15 protein-coding genes are annotated in these 16068 nt (G+C 74.2%); 8 read left to right on the forward strand and 7 right to left on the reverse strand.

Going from position 1 to position 16068, the window contains the following annotated elements; genetic code table 11:
• Positions 1-108 precede the first annotated feature (108 nt).
• A complete protein-coding gene (locus QI554_RS04720; RefSeq protein WP_281466147.1) occupies positions 109-831 on the reverse strand; it encodes a CBS domain-containing protein in 723 nt (240 codons plus the stop codon).
• A gap of 215 nt (positions 832-1046) precedes the next feature.
• Here QI554_RS04720 and QI554_RS04725 point away from each other — a divergent pair, with 215 nt between their 5' ends.
• Together QI554_RS04725 and QI554_RS04730 are read left to right on the forward strand one after the other, a co-directional pair.
• Entirely contained in the window at positions 1047-2090 is a 1044-nt protein-coding gene (locus QI554_RS04725; protein ID WP_281466150.1) for a zinc-dependent alcohol dehydrogenase family protein, read from the forward strand.
• 55 nt (positions 2091-2145) lie between these two features.
• The gene (locus QI554_RS04730; protein WP_281466151.1) at positions 2146-3054 is read left to right on the forward strand and encodes a universal stress protein; all 909 of its coding nucleotides are present in this window, start codon (positions 2146-2148) and stop codon (positions 3052-3054) included.
• Between the two features lie 125 nt (positions 3055-3179).
• Here QI554_RS04730 and thpR read toward each other — a convergent pair whose 3' ends face one another.
• Together thpR and QI554_RS04740 are read right to left on the reverse strand one after the other, a co-directional pair.
• On the reverse strand, positions 3180-3764 hold the full coding sequence (thpR, locus tag QI554_RS04735) for an RNA 2',3'-cyclic phosphodiesterase (RefSeq protein WP_281466153.1): 585 nt from the start codon (positions 3762-3764) through the stop codon (positions 3180-3182).
• A 191-nt stretch (positions 3765-3955) separates the two neighbouring features.
• Entirely contained in the window at positions 3956-6346 is a 2391-nt protein-coding gene (locus tag QI554_RS04740) for a phosphoketolase family protein (RefSeq protein ID WP_281466155.1), read from the reverse strand.
• A 182-nt stretch (positions 6347-6528) separates the two neighbouring features.
• On the opposite strand from QI554_RS04740, the gene QI554_RS04745 reads away from it, so the two are divergent.
• Both QI554_RS04745 and QI554_RS04750 read left to right on the forward strand, forming a co-directional pair.
• Entirely contained in the window at positions 6529-6987 is a 459-nt protein-coding gene (locus tag QI554_RS04745; RefSeq protein ID WP_281466157.1) for a CBS domain-containing protein, read from the forward strand.
• Positions 6988-7043: 56 nt separating this feature from the next.
• A complete protein-coding gene (locus QI554_RS04750; RefSeq protein WP_281466159.1) occupies positions 7044-7712 on the forward strand; it encodes a response regulator in 669 nt (222 codons plus the stop codon).
• Between the two features lie 9 nt (positions 7713-7721).
• Here QI554_RS04750 and QI554_RS04755 read toward each other — a convergent pair whose 3' ends face one another.
• The 3 genes from QI554_RS04755 to QI554_RS04765 form a co-directional block, all read right to left on the reverse strand.
• Complete coding sequence (locus QI554_RS04755; protein WP_281466161.1) at positions 7722-8720, reverse strand: hypothetical protein; 999 nt, start codon at positions 8718-8720, stop codon at positions 7722-7724.
• A gap of 72 nt (positions 8721-8792) precedes the next feature.
• A complete protein-coding gene (locus QI554_RS04760; RefSeq protein ID WP_281466163.1) occupies positions 8793-9947 on the reverse strand; it encodes an acetate/propionate family kinase in 1155 nt (384 codons plus the stop codon).
• Positions 9944-10459: a flavodoxin domain-containing protein gene (locus tag QI554_RS04765; RefSeq protein ID WP_281466165.1), complete on the reverse strand. Its 516-nt coding sequence runs from the start codon at positions 10457-10459 to the stop codon at positions 9944-9946. The genes QI554_RS04760 and QI554_RS04765 overlap by 4 nt, the downstream gene beginning before the upstream one ends.
• A gap of 247 nt (positions 10460-10706) precedes the next feature.
• Here QI554_RS04765 and QI554_RS04770 point away from each other — a divergent pair, with 247 nt between their 5' ends.
• The 4 genes from QI554_RS04770 (at position 10707) to QI554_RS04785 (ending at position 14539) form a co-directional block, all read left to right on the forward strand.
• Positions 10707-11687, forward strand: coding sequence for an Acg family FMN-binding oxidoreductase (locus QI554_RS04770; RefSeq protein ID WP_281466167.1), 981 nt, complete (start codon positions 10707-10709; stop codon positions 11685-11687).
• A 111-nt stretch (positions 11688-11798) separates the two neighbouring features.
• Entirely contained in the window at positions 11799-12728 is a 930-nt protein-coding gene (locus QI554_RS04775) for a universal stress protein (protein WP_281466169.1), read from the forward strand.
• A gap of 99 nt (positions 12729-12827) precedes the next feature.
• The gene (locus tag QI554_RS04780) at positions 12828-13532 is read left to right on the forward strand and encodes a CBS domain-containing protein (protein ID WP_281466171.1); all 705 of its coding nucleotides are present in this window, start codon (positions 12828-12830) and stop codon (positions 13530-13532) included.
• A 317-nt stretch (positions 13533-13849) separates the two neighbouring features.
• On the forward strand, positions 13850-14539 hold the full coding sequence (locus QI554_RS04785; RefSeq protein ID WP_281466173.1) for a hypothetical protein: 690 nt from the start codon (positions 13850-13852) through the stop codon (positions 14537-14539).
• A gap of 116 nt (positions 14540-14655) precedes the next feature.
• Here the strand turns inward: QI554_RS04785 and QI554_RS04790 are convergent, their stop codons facing one another.
• Positions 14656-16062: an MBL fold metallo-hydrolase gene (locus QI554_RS04790; RefSeq protein WP_281466175.1), complete on the reverse strand. Its 1407-nt coding sequence runs from the start codon at positions 16060-16062 to the stop codon at positions 14656-14658.
• Positions 16063-16068: the final 6 nt, after the last annotated feature.

Consider the following 16068-nt stretch of genomic DNA (forward strand, 5'->3'; position numbering starts at 1 on the left):
GTCGCCCCCATTGTGGCCCGGACACAGGTTCGCATGCGACCGGTGTGCCGCAAGCGGCGCACGGACTTCCCCGGAGGCCGCCCTCCGTGGCGGCTGAAAAGCGTGTGGTCAGAGCCTCGCCATCCACGCGTCGGTGATACCCGAAGCGTGGGCACGGCGCGACCGCGGGCGGCTGTCGTCGTAGTCGAAACGCAGCGTGTGCGTCACGCCGACGACACCGTCGACCGCGCGGCACAGCCTGACGACAAGCGGAATCAGGCTCTTCTGTTCCAGCACGCCGCTCAGGTGCACGCGGCCGTCCTCGACGGTGACCGCGACGGTGGCGGGGTTGATCCACAGGGCCCGGGTGAGGACCTGGTCGGCGATCTCGGCGCGGATGTCGGCGTCCGGGCGCAGGAACACGCGCAGCAGGTCGGCGCGGCTGACGATGCCGTCGAGGAAGCCCTCGGCGTCCACCACGGGCAGCCGCCTGACCCCGCGGCGCTCCATGAGCCGGGCGGCCTCCACGACGGTCTGGTCCGCCCGCACGGTGACCGCCGGGGCGGTCATCAGGTCGGCGGCGCGCTGCCCCCGTGCCTTCGCCTGGGCGGCGCGGTGTGCGGTGTAATGGATGTGTGTGCGGGGGCCGTCGGCGGTCCCGCCTTCGGTGGCCTCCTTGCGCAGGAGGTCGGCCTCGGTGACCACACCGAGCACCCGGCCTTGGGCGTCCACCACCGGGACGCCGCTGACCCGCCGTTCCTGGATCGTGCGGACGATGTCCTTGAACTCGGTGTCGGGGCCGACGGAGACGACGTCGGCCGTCATCACCGCGCGGACGGTCTGGTGCGCCATGGGATCCCTCCGGTGGGGTCGGATCGTGCCGGACAGGTGCGCGAAACGTGGTGCCTGAGGCGCTGTTCCCCCTCGGATCCACTGTCTCGGAAGGCCGCGCGGCACCACATGGGCTGAGGTCCCTACCGCATCGGGCCGAACGGCCCTGTGGGGCTCGACCCTTTGGCGGGAGGCTCGGATTGGGAGCGAGACCCCCGCCGAACGGAGTGATCCCGATGAAGGCCCTCACCTACCACGGCCCCGGGCGCCGCAGCTGGGCGGACGCCCCCGATCCCGCCCTGCGCGACCCGGACGACGCCGTCGTGCGCGTGGACGCGGTCACCATCTGCGGCACCGACCTGCACATCCTCAAGGGCGACGTGCCCGAGGTCGCGGTCGGCCGCACGCTCGGCCACGAGGCCGTCGGCACGGTCCTCGAGGTCGGGGCCGGCGTCCGCACCGTCGCGCCCGGCGACCGGGTACTCGTCTCGTGCATCTCGGCCTGCGGGCGCTGCAAGTCGTGCCGGTCGGCCGCGTACGGGCAGTGCACGGGTGGCGGCGGTTGGGTGCTCGGGCACACGATCGACGGCACCCAGGCCGAGAAGGTCCGCGTCCCGTTCGCCGACATGTCGGTGCACAAGCTGCCCGAGACCGTGACGGACGAAGCGGCCGTGCTGCTCGCCGACATCATGCCCACCTCCTACGAAGTGGGCGTCCGCAACGGCCGGGTGGGTCCCGGCGACACCGTGGCGATCGTGGGCGCCGGGCCGATCGGCCTCGCCGCCGTGGTCACCGCGCGCATGTTCTCGCCGGCGTGCGTCGTCGTCGTCGACCCGGACACCGGCCGCCTGGACGCGGCGAAGCGGTTCGGCGCCGACGTGGTCCTGACCCCGGACCGCGACCCCGTGGAGGCCGTCCGGGCGCTGACGAACGACGGCTTCGGCGCGCACGTCGCGATGGAGGCCGTGGGCGTACCCGAGACGTTCGAGATGTGCACGCGCCTGGTCCGGCCCGGCGGGCACGTCGCCAACATCGGCGTGCACGGCCGCCCGGCCACGCTGCACCTCGAGGACCTGTGGATCCGGAACGTCACGATCACGACGGGCCTGGTCGACACCAGCAGCACGCCGATGCTCCTGGACATGCTGGCCGCGGGCCGGCTGGACACCGACGGGCTGGTCACGCACCGCTTCGGGCTCGACGAGATGCCGGACGCGTACGACGTGTTCGAGCGGGCCGCCGACACCGGCGCGCTCAAGGTCGTCCTGTTCCGCACCTGAACCCACCCCTTCCCGCGGCGGCGAACCGCCCGCGACCCAGTCGAGGAGAGCGCATATGCCCACCCCCGCCACCGAGCCGCCCCGTCCCGTGGTCGTCGGCGTCGACGGTTCCGACTACGCCCGCAACGCCGTCGACTGGGCCGCCGACGAGGCCGCGCTGCGCGGCAGCCCGCTGGAACTGCTGCACGCATGGGAGCCCAAGGCCTTCGAGCCGCACGACTGGTACGGCGAACTCCTGCACGACGCCGGCGTCGACGTCCTCCAGCGACACGCCGCGCAGGCCCGCGAACGCCAGCCCGGCATCGCCGTGACCACGGACATCGTCCACGAGAAGGACACCGACACCCTGGAGGCCGCGTCCGAGCGCGCCGCGCTCCTGGTCGTCGGACGCCGCGGCCTGGGTGGCTTCACCGGCCTGCTCATGGGCTCGGTCAGCCGCTACCTGGCCGGGCGCAGCCGCTGCCCGCTGCTGGTGGTGCCCGCCGACGAGCACGGGGCCGGCGCCGTGGACCCGGAGCGGCCAGCCCGCAGGATCCTCGTCGGGATCGCGGACGTCTCGTGCGCCTCCGCGGCGCGCGCCGCGTTCGAGGAAGCGGCGCTCCGGGGGCTGGCGGTGAAGGCCGTCACGGCCTGGTCGCTGCCCCCGATACCCGCGTCGTCGGGCTACCTGGGCGCGGCGATGCCGGTGCCCGACGACGTCTACCGCTCGATCGGGCGCGCGGCGGAATCCACGCTGGTGGACGTCCTCGCGCCGCTGCGGGCGGAGTTCCCGCACGTGGCCGTGTCCGCCGAGGTGGTCCAGGGCCCGTCCGGGCAGGTCCTCGTGGAGGCGTCCGAGAACGCCGAGATGACCGTGGTGGCCGCGCACCGGCGCGCGCACGGCGTGGGCCGCACGATCGGCTCGACGGCGTACGCGGTCCTGCACCACGCCCACTCGCCGGTGCTGCTGGTCCCTGCCGGCTGACCCACCTCACGACAACGCCCGGACCCTGCTCGGAGGTCCGGGCGTTCGTGCTGCGCGACCGCGCCCCCGGGCTCCACGGGGCCGCTGGGTGGCGGTCCGTGCCACGCGCTGATCCGACGCACCACTCAGCGGAACCGTCCGGGTCGGCCTTCCAGCGGCCAGGCCGCAACGTCCTGATACCGCGCCGGGCCCGCGCCGATGGTGCTGTGGACCAGGTGAAGTGCCTCCGCGGTCCACTCGGCGCCCGCGAAATCAGCGAGCAGGGCGGCCGGAGCGGCGAGCGTGTACTCGCGCCGGCGCCCAGACGCGCGGGCCAGCGTCACGTGTCCGTGCCAAGGCCGTGATTCCACCGGGACGCCCGACCTCTCCGAGGCCCTGCTGACGCCCTGGGCCAACGCCTGCAGCCCGGGCACGTCGCCGCCGACGCCCATCCACAGCACCCGGTCGGCGAACCGCCCGCCGTGCGCGAGGACGACCCGCTGGACGGGGTGGCGCGCGGCGACGCGGCCGAGCCGCCGCTCCAGCCCCGGCCGGATCTCGGGAGCGACGTCGCCCAGAAACGCGACCGTGACGTGCCAGCTTTCGGGCGCCGTCCAGCGGAGCTCCGGGAACCGGTCGCGGACCGGCTCCACCGCGCGACGCAGCTCGGCCACCGCCTCCGGCGGCGGCGTCAGTGCCACGAACAGTCGCAGTGGACCCGGCTCGCTCACTACTTCAGCAAATCACCCGGCCGGGTCCTGGCGCGCCTCGAAGGCGAGCGCACGCGCCACACGGCGCGGGCTGATCCGAAGGATCCAGCGCGGACGGGAGACGGCCGGACGCAGGCTCGGCACGACGCAAGAGGCGGTTCCCTGCGGAGCTTCCGCGGGGAACCGCCCTCTCGCACGTCGTGCGCTACGCCTTACAGGCCCGTCGGCCGCGACCCTGGCCAGCGCCATTCGCGGACCTCCGGCAGGTCTTCGCCGTGTTCGCGGATCCAAGCGTGGTGGCGGGAGCGCATGTCGATCATCGACTGGCGTGCGGCGGCGGCGCGTTCGCCGAGGCCGGGGACGCGGTCGATGACGTCGACGACGCGCTGGTAGCGGTCGAGGTCGTTGAGGACGACCATGTCGAACGGCGTCGTGGTGGTGCCGTACTCCTTGTAGCCGCGCACGTGCAGGTTCGCGTGGCCGGAGCGCCGGTAGGTGAGGCGGTGGATCAGCCACGGGTAGCCGTGGTACGCGAAGATGACCGGCACGTCGGTGCCGAACAGGGCGTCGTATTCGGCGTCGGTCATGCCGTGCGGGTGCTCGGCGCGCGGCAGCAGACGCATGAGGTCGACCACGTTGACGACCCGGACGCGCAGGTGGGGCAGGTGGCGGCGCAGCAGGTCGACGGCGGCGAGGGTCTCCAGGGTCGGGACGTCGCCGGCGCACGCGAGCACCACGTCGGGCGTCCCGTGGTCGTTGGACGCGAAGTCCCAGATGCCGGCGCCGCGTGCGCAGTGCAGGCGGGCGGCGTCGATGTCGAGCCAGTTGTGCGCCGGCTGCTTGCCGGCGACCACGACGTTGACCAGGCCGCGGCTGCGCAGCACGTGGTCGGCCGTGACCAGGAGGGTGTTGGCGTCCGGCGGGAAGTACACCCGCACGACCTCGGGGCGCTTGTTGACGACGTGGTCGACGAAGCCGGGGTCCTGGTGGGAGAAGCCGTTGTTGTCCTGGCGCCACACGTGCGACGTCAGCAGGTAGTTGAGCGAGGCGATGGGCGGCCGCCAGCCGAGCTTGGCCGACTCGTAGAGCCACTTGGCGTGCTGGTTGAACATCGAGGAGACGATGTGCGTGAACGCCTCGTAGGTGGAGAACACGCCGTGGCGGCCGGTGAGCAGGTAGCCCTCCAGCCAGCCCTGGCAGGTGTGTTCGGACAGCATCTCCATGACGCGGCCGTCGCCGGCCAGGTGCCGGTCGATGTCGAGGTACGGGCCCTGCCACGCCTTGGCGGTCGCCTCGTACACCGCGCCGAGCCGGTTCGACTCGGTCTCGTCTGGGCCGAAGACGCGGAAGTCACGCCGCGCGGCGCTGGCTCCCATGACGTCGCGCAGCCACTCCCCCAGCGCGCGGGTGGGCTCGGTGACGGTGGCGCCGGGTTCGGGGACCTTGGCGGCGTAGGCGTCGACGTCGGGCAGCGGCAGCGCCCGCACGAGGGTGCCGCCGTTGGCGTGCGGGACGGCGCCGAGGCGCGTGTCGCCGGCCGGGACGTTGGCGAGCACGGCCGCGGTCGGGCCGCCGTGCGCGTCGAACAGGTCGTCGGGCCGGTACGAGCGCAGCCAGTCCTCCAGCGCGGCCAGGTGCGCGGGGTCCTCCCGCACACCGGCCAGCGGGACCTGGTGCGAGCGCCAGGTGCCCTCGACCGGGAGTCCGTCGACCTCGTGCGGGCCGGTCCAGCCCTTGGGGGTGCGCAGCACGATCATGGGCCAGCGGGGCCGCCCGACGGCGTGTCCGGCGCGGGCGGCGGCCTGGACGCGGGCGATCTCGTCACAGGCGGCGTCCAGCGCGCGGGCCAGCGCGAGGTGCACGGCGGCGGGGTCGTCGCCCTCGACGTGTACGGGCGCCCAGCCGTAGCCGGCCAGCAGCGCGTCCAGTTCCTCGCGCGGCAGCCGGGCCAGGACGGCCGGGTTGGCGATCTTCCAGCCGTTCAGGTGCAGGATCGGCAGGACGGCCCCGTCGGTGACGGGGCTGAGGAACTTCGTGCTGTGCCAGGACGTCGCCAGTGGCCCGGTCTCCGCCTCTCCGTCGCCGACCACGCAGGCCACGAGCAGGTCGGGGTTGTCGAACGCGGCACCGAAGGCGTGGGAGAGGCTGTAGCCCAGCTCGCCGCCCTCGTGGATCGACCCGGGCACGACGGGGGCGATGTGGCTGGGGACGCCGCCGGGGAACGAGAACTGGCGGAACAGGGCGCGCATGCCCTCGGCGTCGCGCGGCACGTCCGGGTAGCGCTCGCTGTACGTGCCGTCCAGCCACGCGCCCGCGAGCGCCGCGGGACCGCCGTGGCCGGGGCCGGTGACGTGCATGACGGTCGTGCCCCGGGTCCGGATCAGCCGGTTCAGGTGCGCGTAGATCAGGTTGAGGCCTGGTGAGGTGCCCCAGTGGCCGAGCAGCCGCGGCTTGATGTGCTCCGGCCGTAGAGGCTCGGCCAGCAGCGGGTTGTCCATCAGGTAGATCTGGCCGACCGCGAGGTAGTTCGCGGCCCGCCACCACGCGTCGACCGCGTGGATGTCGGACGGTTCCGGGTCGGTCACCGGCACGAGCTCGGTCATGGGTTCCCCCTCGGGGGTCACGCGGCGCCGGCCTCCCGGCGCCGGGGAGCGCCGTATCCGACGCTGCCGTACGTACTGGACGGATGGCAGGGCCGAACGGCCCTGTGACCTGGGGACGGACTGCGGGAGGCTCGAACCGAGGCGGTCGCGGAGGCGGCCGCCGCGGATCCGGGAGGACCGCCATGACCGCCAAGACCGCACCCGTGGACCCGCACCACCCGGGCACCCGCCGCGATCCCGTCGCCGCGCCGCCGCGCGTGGCCGGGCTGATGCGCGAGCCCGTGGCCGTGGACGTCGCGGACACGCTGTGGACCGCCATGGAAGTCATGCTCTCCCGCGGCCTGCGGCACCTCGTCGTGACACGCCAGGGCGCCTCCGCGGGCCTGCTGTCCGACCGAGACCTGGCCGCCACATGGGCGATGGATCCGCTGGGCCTGAAGAACCGTTGCGCCGGAGACGCGCTCGGTCCGGCCCGGCCCTTCGTCGCCCCGGACGTGGACGTGGTCCGCGCGGCGGCGCACCTGCGTACCGCGGGGGCCGACGCCCTCGTGGTCACCGACGCGGCCCTGGTGCCGCTGGGCGTGGTCACCGACCACGACCTGCTCGGCGCCCTGGCCGAGCTGCTGCGCGAGGACGCCTGACGGGCGCTCGCGCGCGGTGCGAGACTGATAACCCCTGCCTGAAGAGATGAGTCGTGATGACCTCCCCGAACCAGCCGATCCGGGTCTTTCTGCTGGACGACCATGAGATCGTCCGCCGCGGCCTGGCCGACCTGCTCGGCGCGGAGCCCGACATCGAGGTGGTGGGCGAGTCGGCGTCCGCGCAGGAGGCCATGCGCCGCATCCCCGCCCTCAACCCGGACGTCGCGGTCCTGGACGGCCGGCTGCCGGACGGCAGCGGCATCGACGTGTGCCGCGAGGTCCGCTCGCGGTTCCCGCACATCCAGGCGCTGATCCTGACGTCGTACGACGACGAGGACGCCCTGTTCGCCGCGATCATGGCGGGCGCCGCGGGCTACGTCCTCAAGCAGATCCGCGGCACCGACCTCGTCGACGGCGTCCGCCGCGTCGCCGCCGGCCAGTCGCTCCTCGACCCGGTCATCACCGCCAAGGTCCTCGAACGCGTCCGCACCGGCAACACCGTCGACCCCCGCCTGGCCGACCTCTCCGCCCGCGAACGCGAGGTCCTCGGCTTCGTCACCCAGGGCCTGACCAACCGCCAGATCGCCGAGAAGATGCAGCTCGCCGAGAAGACGGTGAAGAACTACGTCTCCGCCCTCCTCAACAAACTCGGCCTCGAACGCCGCGTCCAGGCCGCTGTGTTCGCCACCGAGGTCCAGCAGGGCCAGCCCCACACCGGCGCGTAACCGCCTCCCTCAGTCCTCCGTCACCACGATGCGGCAGGCTCGCAGGGTGTCGGAGGGGACCGCCAAAGTGCGGCGGCCTGCGTCCCGGTGGGGAAGGAGGGACTCGTCCCAGCCGCCGGCCAGGAGCTGGTCGGGTGAGCTGAGGACGTCGTGGTCCACGCGGCCGGTGCAGGCCAAGTGGCCGGGGTACCCGTACGGCAGGCGATCCGTCCGCCACCCCGTCCACGCGGCGACGACCCGTTCGTGCACCGCCGGGGGAACCCTGTCCGTCGTCCAGTAGCGCACGCGCCGGGCTGCCACGTCGATGACCACTCCCGCGCCTGGGGTGGCAGTAGCCTCCTCGGGCAGCGGGTAGGGGGGCTCCGCCGACAACACCGGCAGCACCGAATCGCCGTGGCGTGCAAGCCAGTCGACGACGGTCCAGTAGTCCAAACGGTAGTCCAGCACCGCGTTGTCGGGCCGGATGACACTGATGAGCGCGTAGGCGGAGAGGAACCAGTCCGCGGAAGTCTCCGCGTACCGCACGGTGATCTCATGCCGCCCGGCGTCCCACGCGACGAACCATTCGTCGCGCGAACACAGGGCGGCGAGTGGGACATCCGCCGGGGAGGGGTCGTCGGGAGCCACGGCAGGTGCGGCCTGGGGCACGGCGTCGAGAAGTTCCTGCCGACCACCCCACGCGTACCCGACGTCCCACCCCGACCACACCGGTGCCGCCGCGAACCACGCCGCGAAGCTGTCGGCGTGGGCGGCGCCGTGCAGGAAGGCACCGCATCGGAAGTGGCGCACACGGCGTTCGATCAGGTCGATGGCGACGGCCTGACAGTGCCAGGTGTCGACGAAGCCGAGCGCGCGCTCGTCGTGCGCCGGTATGCCCGCGCGGCGGACCATCTCCACCATGCCGGCGACATCGTCCGCACGGCTGAGGTCCCACCAACTCTGCTTTTCCGCGGTGACCAAGCACCTGCCGTCCTTGTCACGGAGGATGTACGCCGTCCAGCAGCTCATCCCGCGAACGCTACGCCACGCGTGGCGTGCGTTGTCGAAGAGCGGCGCACCGGGTCGGTGAGGGAAAGCGGGTCACAGGACAGGCTCGTCGTCGGCGGGCGGCGGGTCGTCCGCGAGTACGTGCCTCGTCTGGGCGGCGATTTCCAGGTCCTCTCGCGCGGTGACGACTAGCGTCGGCACCGTGGCGTCGAAGGCGCTGATGTCTCCGTCGGCGTGGGTGGTCTCGTTGGTTTCGGCGTCCAGTCGGACGCCGAGGAACGCCAGTCGGGCCGTGGCGTCCGCTCGGACGGCCGCGTCGTGTTCGCCTACCCCGCCGGTGAAGACCAGGGCGTCGAGGCCTCCCATCCCGGCGGCCATGGTGGCGATGCGGGTGCCCAGCCGGTAGGTGTACACCGCTCGGGCTTGGCGGGCTTCAGGGTCTCCTGCGGCGGCGGCGTCGCGGAGGGCCTTCATGTCGCCGCCGCCGGACGCGAGCGCGGAAAGGCCGCCGCCGTGTTCGAGGGCGTCGTCCAGCTCGTCGAGCGTGACGCCCTGGCGCAGCAGCCACACGAGCAGCCCCGGGTCGACGTCGCCGGGTCGGGTGGCCATGACCAGGCCTTCGGTCGGGGTGAAGCCCATCGTCGTGTCGACGGACACTCCGCCGCGGACCGCGCACAGCGACGCGCCCGCGCCCAGGTGGCAGCTGACGACGCGTGCGGACGCCGGGCGCAGGCCGGCCAGTTCCGCGCCGCGCCGGGCGGCGTAGGCGTGGGACAGGCCGTGGAAGCCGTGCCGCCGCAGGTGCCATTTGTCGCGCCACGCGCGCGGCAGCGCGTAGGTCGCGGCCTCGTCGGGGATCGTGCGGTGGAAGGCGGTGTCGAAGCAGGCGACCGCCGGGGTGTCGGGCAGTGCCGCGCGGACGGCGTCGATGGCGGCGAGCGCGCGGCCCTGGTGCAGCGGTGCGAGGGGTGCCAGCGCGGCGATGCCCGCGACCACGTCGGGCGTCACCCGCACGGGGCCGGCGAAGGCGTTCCCGCCGTGCACGACGCGGTGCCCGACGGCGTCGACCCGGCCCGCGCCGCGTACGAATCCGGGGACGGCGGAGGGCGGGACGCCGTCCGGTGTGCCGATGTCCGCGTGCGCGCCCAGGCTGCCGTCGGGCTCCAGGACCGACAGCTTCAGGGTCGAGGACCCCGCGTTCACGACGAGGACCCGCGCCTCGGCGGCCCCCGGTGCGGTGGCGTTCACTCGGCCTCCAGTTTGTCGGCGATGCCCTCGGCCCACGCGTCGACGTCGGCCCAGTTGCGGAAGTCCCCGAAACGGCCGCCGATCATCCACATGAAGGGCCGTACGCGCACGGGAATGTGCGCGGGTTCCAGGACCCCGGCGAAGGCGTGGAGGTCGCGCGGCTGGATGTAGTCCGCGTCGACGGCCACCGCGCGCGGAATGCCCGCGTGCGCGGCGAACCAGCGTCCGCGCCGTCCCCGCGCGGCGGGGGCCATGCCGACGCTGAACAGCCACAGCGGCCGTTCGGCCAGCATCCCGGCGTGCCGGTGCAGGAACTCGGCCCCTGACGGCAGCCAGTCGCCGTCGTGGATCGCGCTGCCGGCCACCACCGCGTGGTACTGCCACACGTGGTCGACGTCGGACACCGACCGCACCTCGACGCGGTGGCCTTCCCCGGCCAGCGTCGCGCCGATGCGCTCGGCGATCGACCGTGTGGAGCCGTGGCACGTCGCGTAGGCGACAAGGATGAACATGGCCCACCTCCCGGCGGCAGCGTCGTCTCCCAGCGTCGCGTTTTCGGCGGCGTTGTCCTCCCACCGTCCCGCGTCGCGGATCCCCGCCCCAGGGCCGTTCGGCCCCCTGCCCACCCCTGGCCCCGACGGGGCCGTTAGGCCCGTGCCGGCGGGCCCCACGCCCCTGACCCCGCGGGGCCGAAGCCACGAGCCTTGAAGTACCGGCGGATCTGGGACGACCGCCCGGCCCCGATTCCGGGAGGACACCATGAACAGCGCGCCCCTGACCCCCAAGCAGCGTGAGCGGATCCTGAGGGCCGCGACGTCCGCCCCGTCCAAGCACAACACCCAGCCGTGGTGGTTCCGATGGGACGGCGACGACCTCGAGGTGCACATCGACCCGGACCGCATGCTCGTCTTCGGCGACCCGCACGCCCGCGAGGCGCACATCGCGTGCGGCGCGGCGGTGTTCGCGGCCCGGCTGGGGTACGCGTCGCTGAACCTCGGCACCGAGGTGGAGCCGTTCCCCGACGACGACCGGCCGTCGTTCGTCGCCCGCGTCCGCGTCACCACAGCCGCGCCGGACCCGCGGTTCGAGACGCTGTACTGGAGCCTTCCGAGCCGGCGCACCAACCGCGCCCCGTTCAAGGACGCGGCGATCCCGCCGCTGGTCCTGGAGTACCTGCGCGACGCGGCCCGCGACGAGGGTACGTGGCTGCGTGTCATCGAGCAGGAGCCCGCCTACGAGCGCCTGCTGACCCTGATCCGCGAGGCGACCGGCCTCGAGGAGGAGCACCTGCGCGAGGAACGCGCCCACTGGGTGGACGCCCCGGACGCGACGCACCGCAGCGACGGCATCCCCGCCCGCAGCCTGGGCCCGCTGCCGCACTCCCCCACCGGCGCGGTGCGCGACCTCGCCGTCGGCCGCGACGTGACGGGCCGCGAGGCCATCGCCTTCGAGGCGCACCCCACGATCGCGGTGCTGGAGTCGCGCGGAGACGGCCCCGTGGACTGGCTGGTCACCGGCCAGGCGCTGCTGCGCGTGCTGGTCACCGGGACGCGGTACGGCGTGGCCGCGTCGTTCGCGAACCAGGCGCTGGAGAACGCCGACATGCGCGACGAGGTCGCGTCCGAGGCCAAGCACTACGGCAACGCGCAGATGGTGCTGCGGCTCGGCATGGGCGTCGACGTCCCGCCGACCCCGCGCCGCGCGCTGAGCGACGTCGTGGCGCCGAAAGACGAGGGCTGAAGGCTGAACCCGGCCTTCGCCGCCGGGCCGAACGGCCCTGACGTGGTGTCAGCACCGCGCGAAGAATCCCTGACGAGACGCAAAAACCCTTCAACAGAACAGGAGTCGGCGATGATCGAGGGCACCGCCACACCGTCCGGCCACGTGATCGTCGCGGTCGACGGGTCTCCCGCGGCGGACAACGCCGTGGACTGGGCCGCCGACGAGGCGGCGCTGCGCGGCACCGAGCTGGAGGTGCTGCACGCGTGGGAGTGGAAGGCGTACGAGGCGAGCGACTGGTACGGCCACCACCTGTACAACGTCTCGTCGGAGGTCGTCCACAAGGCCTCGGAGCGCGCCCGGCGCCGGCGGCCCGAGCTGAAGGTCACCACGACGGTCGAGCACGGGCCCGCGGAGGAGGTCGTCACCACGGCGTCCGGCCGGGCGGGGCTCATGGTGACCGGCAGCCGCGGCCTGGGCGGGTTCGCCGGGCTGCTGCTGGGCTCGGTCAGCCGTGCCGTCGCGGCCGAGGGCCGGTGCCCGCTGCTGGTCGTGCGGTCGGGCACCGACGGCACCGCGGAGCCGCCGGTCGACGAGGACTTCCTGCGCCCCGACGGCCGCCCGGTGCTGGTGGGCGTCTCCGATGAGACGTGCCGCCCCGCCGTCGAGGCCGCGCTCGTCGAGGCGGTCGACCGGCACAGGCCCCTGCGCGCGTTGTACGCCTGGTCGTTCCCCGACATGCCGGTGCTCGCCGCGGTGCCGGTCGGGCCGAGCAGCGAGGCGGTCCGCACCTGCCAGCGCAACGGCGAGACGATCCTGAGCCAGACCCTCGCGCCCGTCCTCGAACGGTACGAGGACCAGTACAAGGGCGTCGAGGTGACGCCGGACGTCGTCAACGCGCCCCGCGCGACGGCCATGGTCGACGCGTCCGAGACCGCCTCACTGGTCGTGATCGCGACCAGGCGCCGCCCTGGCCGCGTGGGACGCCACCTCGGCCCGGTCACGCACGCCCTGCTCCACCACTCCCACGCGCCCGTCCTGCTCATCCCCGTCGGCGCCTGAGGCCTGGCCGGGGTCTTGCCGGGGCCGCACCGCACGCCTGGCCCGGCGCCGACAAGACCCAGGCAGGCCCCGGCCCACCCGTCCTCAAAGGAGGCCGCCGTGCAGCACCAGCGTGTCGAGAACCTGATGACCGAGCCTGTGGTCACCGTCCAGACCGACACCCCGTTCAAGGAGATCGTGCGCGTCCTGCGTGAACACGCCGTCAGTGCCACGCCCGTCCTCGACCAGGACAAGGCCGTGGTCGGCGTGGTGTCCGAGGCCGACCTGCTGCGCAAGGAGGCCGACAGTGAGGGGCCGGCGCGGCTGCCCGTCGCCGTGCACTCGCGCCGCGCGGTGCGCGAGGCCCGGGGCAAGGCGGAGGGCGAGACCGCGGGCGAGCTGATGACCGCGCCGGCCGTGGTGGTCGGCCCGGGCGCCACGGTGGGCGAGGCCGCGCGGCTCATGGAGCGGCACGGCGTCAAGCGCCTCCCGGTGGTCGACGCCTCGGGACGGCTGCGCGGCATCGTCAGCCGCTGCGACCTGCTCCGCGTGTACCTGCGTCCGGACGAGGCGATCCGCGCCGAGATCCGCGACGACCTGCTGCGCCGCGACCTGTGGGTCGACCCGGACAGCCTCGACGTCCGCGTCCTCGACGGCGTGGTCACGCTCGCCGGCGAGATGGAGAACAAGACGCTCACCAGCCTGCTCGTCCGCATGGTGCGCGGGGTGGACGGCGTCGTGCAGGTGCACGACCGGCTCGCCTTCGCCGTGGACGACACCAAGCTGCGCCCCGGCGACGCCCCGCGCCCGGGCCGCCGGCTCTGACCACACCCGGTACGACGAGGGCAAACGTTCCCTCCGCCCCGCCACCCCATATCCGCCATCACCCGAACGGTCCGTCCCCGGCGGGCCGTTCGGCCCTGTGCCGGGACTTTCGGCGGCAGCAGGCTTGGCGTGTCTGGGGGGACTTGCCGGGGCCACGCTGCCCGGCTACCGCGCGTTGCGGGCTCGGGAGGGCCGCCCGGGCCCCGGCGCGACGCGACGGATGAGGGCTTGGGCCGTCAGGCCGGAACCAGGCCCGGCGCCGACAGGACCCCCCAGGCCTCAGTCGCCCAGGCGCAGGCTCGGACCCGGAGGCCCCATTGGCACGCCACGAACTCGACGTCCTCCTCACGGAAGCCCAGCCAGGCGACTGTGACGGCGTCGCCGACCGGCTGAGCGCGTCGGGGCACCGCGTGCACCGCTGCCACCGCCGCGCCGACGCCGATGCGGACCCCGGAAAGGCCGGAGAGGCCGGAGAGGCCGAGAAGGCCGGCGACGCGCGCTGCGTCGCCTGGGAGCCGGGCGGCCGCTGCCCGCTCACCGCCGGGCCGATCGACCTGGTCGTCGACGCACGCACCGGTCACGGCCCCGAGACCCCGCGCGAACAGGGCGCGTTATGCGCGCTGCTGGCCAACGTGCCGCTGGTCGTGTGCGGCCCCACGGACACGCGGAACAGCCTGCTGCTGCGCGCCGACGTCGTCTGCCGTCCCGAGCGCCTCGCGCTCGCCTGCCACGCCGCGATGTCGCCGGTCGGCCCCGCCGCGCACCGGGCGGTGGCCCGCGCCGTCCGTACCGCGCTCGCCGACAGCGGCCGGCGGAGTCCGGAGATCTGCGTGCACCTGGAGCTGCGCGACCACACGGTGGTCGCGGACATCACGGTCGCCGCGCCGCCGTCGGCGACGACCTATCCGCGGGTCCGCTCGGCCGCCCGGATCGCGCTCGCGGCGTTCACCGACAGCTGGCCCTACGCACCCGTGACCGTCTACCACGGCACGGTCGCCGGGGCGTGACACCGCGAAGGGCGGTGCCGTGAAGAGGCCTGCACGGCACCGCCCTTCGTGTTCCCTCCTGCCCGGCCTCCGCCGCGCCCGCCGGGCTCCCCAGGACGACGGGCGCGGCGGCTTCGTCAGCGCGGCGCGCCGGCGGCCGGATCCAGCGCGGTGTTCGAGGCCGGGATCTCGGCGTGCCAGCCGAGGGTCCCGGTGATGCGGTCGCGCAGCGCGCGGCGCGCGTCCGGTGTGCCGTGGACGACGTACGTGACGGCGGGCTCGGCGCCGTGGCCGAGCCATTCGACGATCTCGCCCGCGTCGGCGTGCGTGGTCATGCCGGGCAGCCGGCCGATCTCGGCGCGGACCGGGACGACGTCGGGGCCGACGCGGACCTCCGTCGCGCCCTCGGCGAGCGCGTGCGCCGCCGTGCCCACCGGGGAACGCCCCTGCAGGAGGACGGCGTTGCGCGCGTCGGGCAGCAGCGCGCGCAGGTGCCGGGCGACGCGGCCGCCGTCGCCGTGGTGCGGCCCGGCGATCACCACGCGCGGGCCGGGGTCGGCCAGGAGCCGCCGCGACTCGGACGCGGAGCGGGTCTCCACGAGCTCTCCGACGTCCCAGGCCGCGGCGCCCAATGCGAGCACCTCGGGCCGCAGTTCGGGCGAGCCGGCCAGCAGCGCGTCGCGCCACACGTCCACCGCGTCCAGCCCGGTCGGGCCGTCGAAGCACACCTTGACGCCGTCGGGCAGGCAGCCGACGCGGTGCAGCCGGGCGAGCTCGAACAGCACGGTGGCGATGTGGTCGACCGGCCCGGCCGGGACCAGCACGGTGCCGCCGCGGTCGAGCGTGGTGAAGACGATGTGGGCGAGCTTGTCGCGGTCGTCGCTGGGCAGGCGGCGGCCGTCGCCGTAGGCGGCCTCGACCATCACGGCGTCGGCGCCGGTGAACGGCTCGGGGTGACGCAGCAGCGGGTGTCCGTGCCGGCCGAGGTCGCCGCTGACCACGAGGGTTCCGGCGCCGTCGACGTCGAGGTGCGCCCAGGCGGAGCCGAGCGCGTGGCCGGCGCGGCGCAGCGTGCAGGTGACGCCGGGGGCGATCGGCGTCGGGGCGTCGAACTCCTGCGCGATGCCGAGCGCGCGGACGTGGATCGCCTCGCCGGCCGGGTCGTCCGGGGAGCCGGCCCCGGCGTCGTCGGCGGCGCGTTCGGCCGCCGCGGCCGGCCCTTCGTCCTCGCGCCGGGACAGCAGGTCGTCGCGCAGGCCGATGTCGGCCATGCGCAGCGTGTCCGGCGTCGCCGCCAGCACCCCGGCGAAGCCGCGCCGCACGAGCGCGGCGAGTCCGCCGGCGTGTTCGGGGTGGGCGTGCGTGAGCACGACCGCGTCCAGGGTGGACGCGTCGAAGGCGGTCAGGTCGGGCGAGGCGCCGCAGTCGACGAGCACGCGGGCCCGGCCGGTGTCGACGAGGGCGCTGGTGCCCGCGCCGCCGAGCGGGGTGACCGTGACGCTGCCGGGCCGGACGGCCCCGGGCGTCGGTCGGGTGGTGGTCATGGCCTT

It is taken from the genome of Yinghuangia seranimata (genome assembly GCF_029953285.1).
In the GTDB taxonomy this organism is placed as follows: domain Bacteria; phylum Actinomycetota; class Actinomycetes; order Streptomycetales; family Streptomycetaceae; genus Yinghuangia; species Yinghuangia seranimata.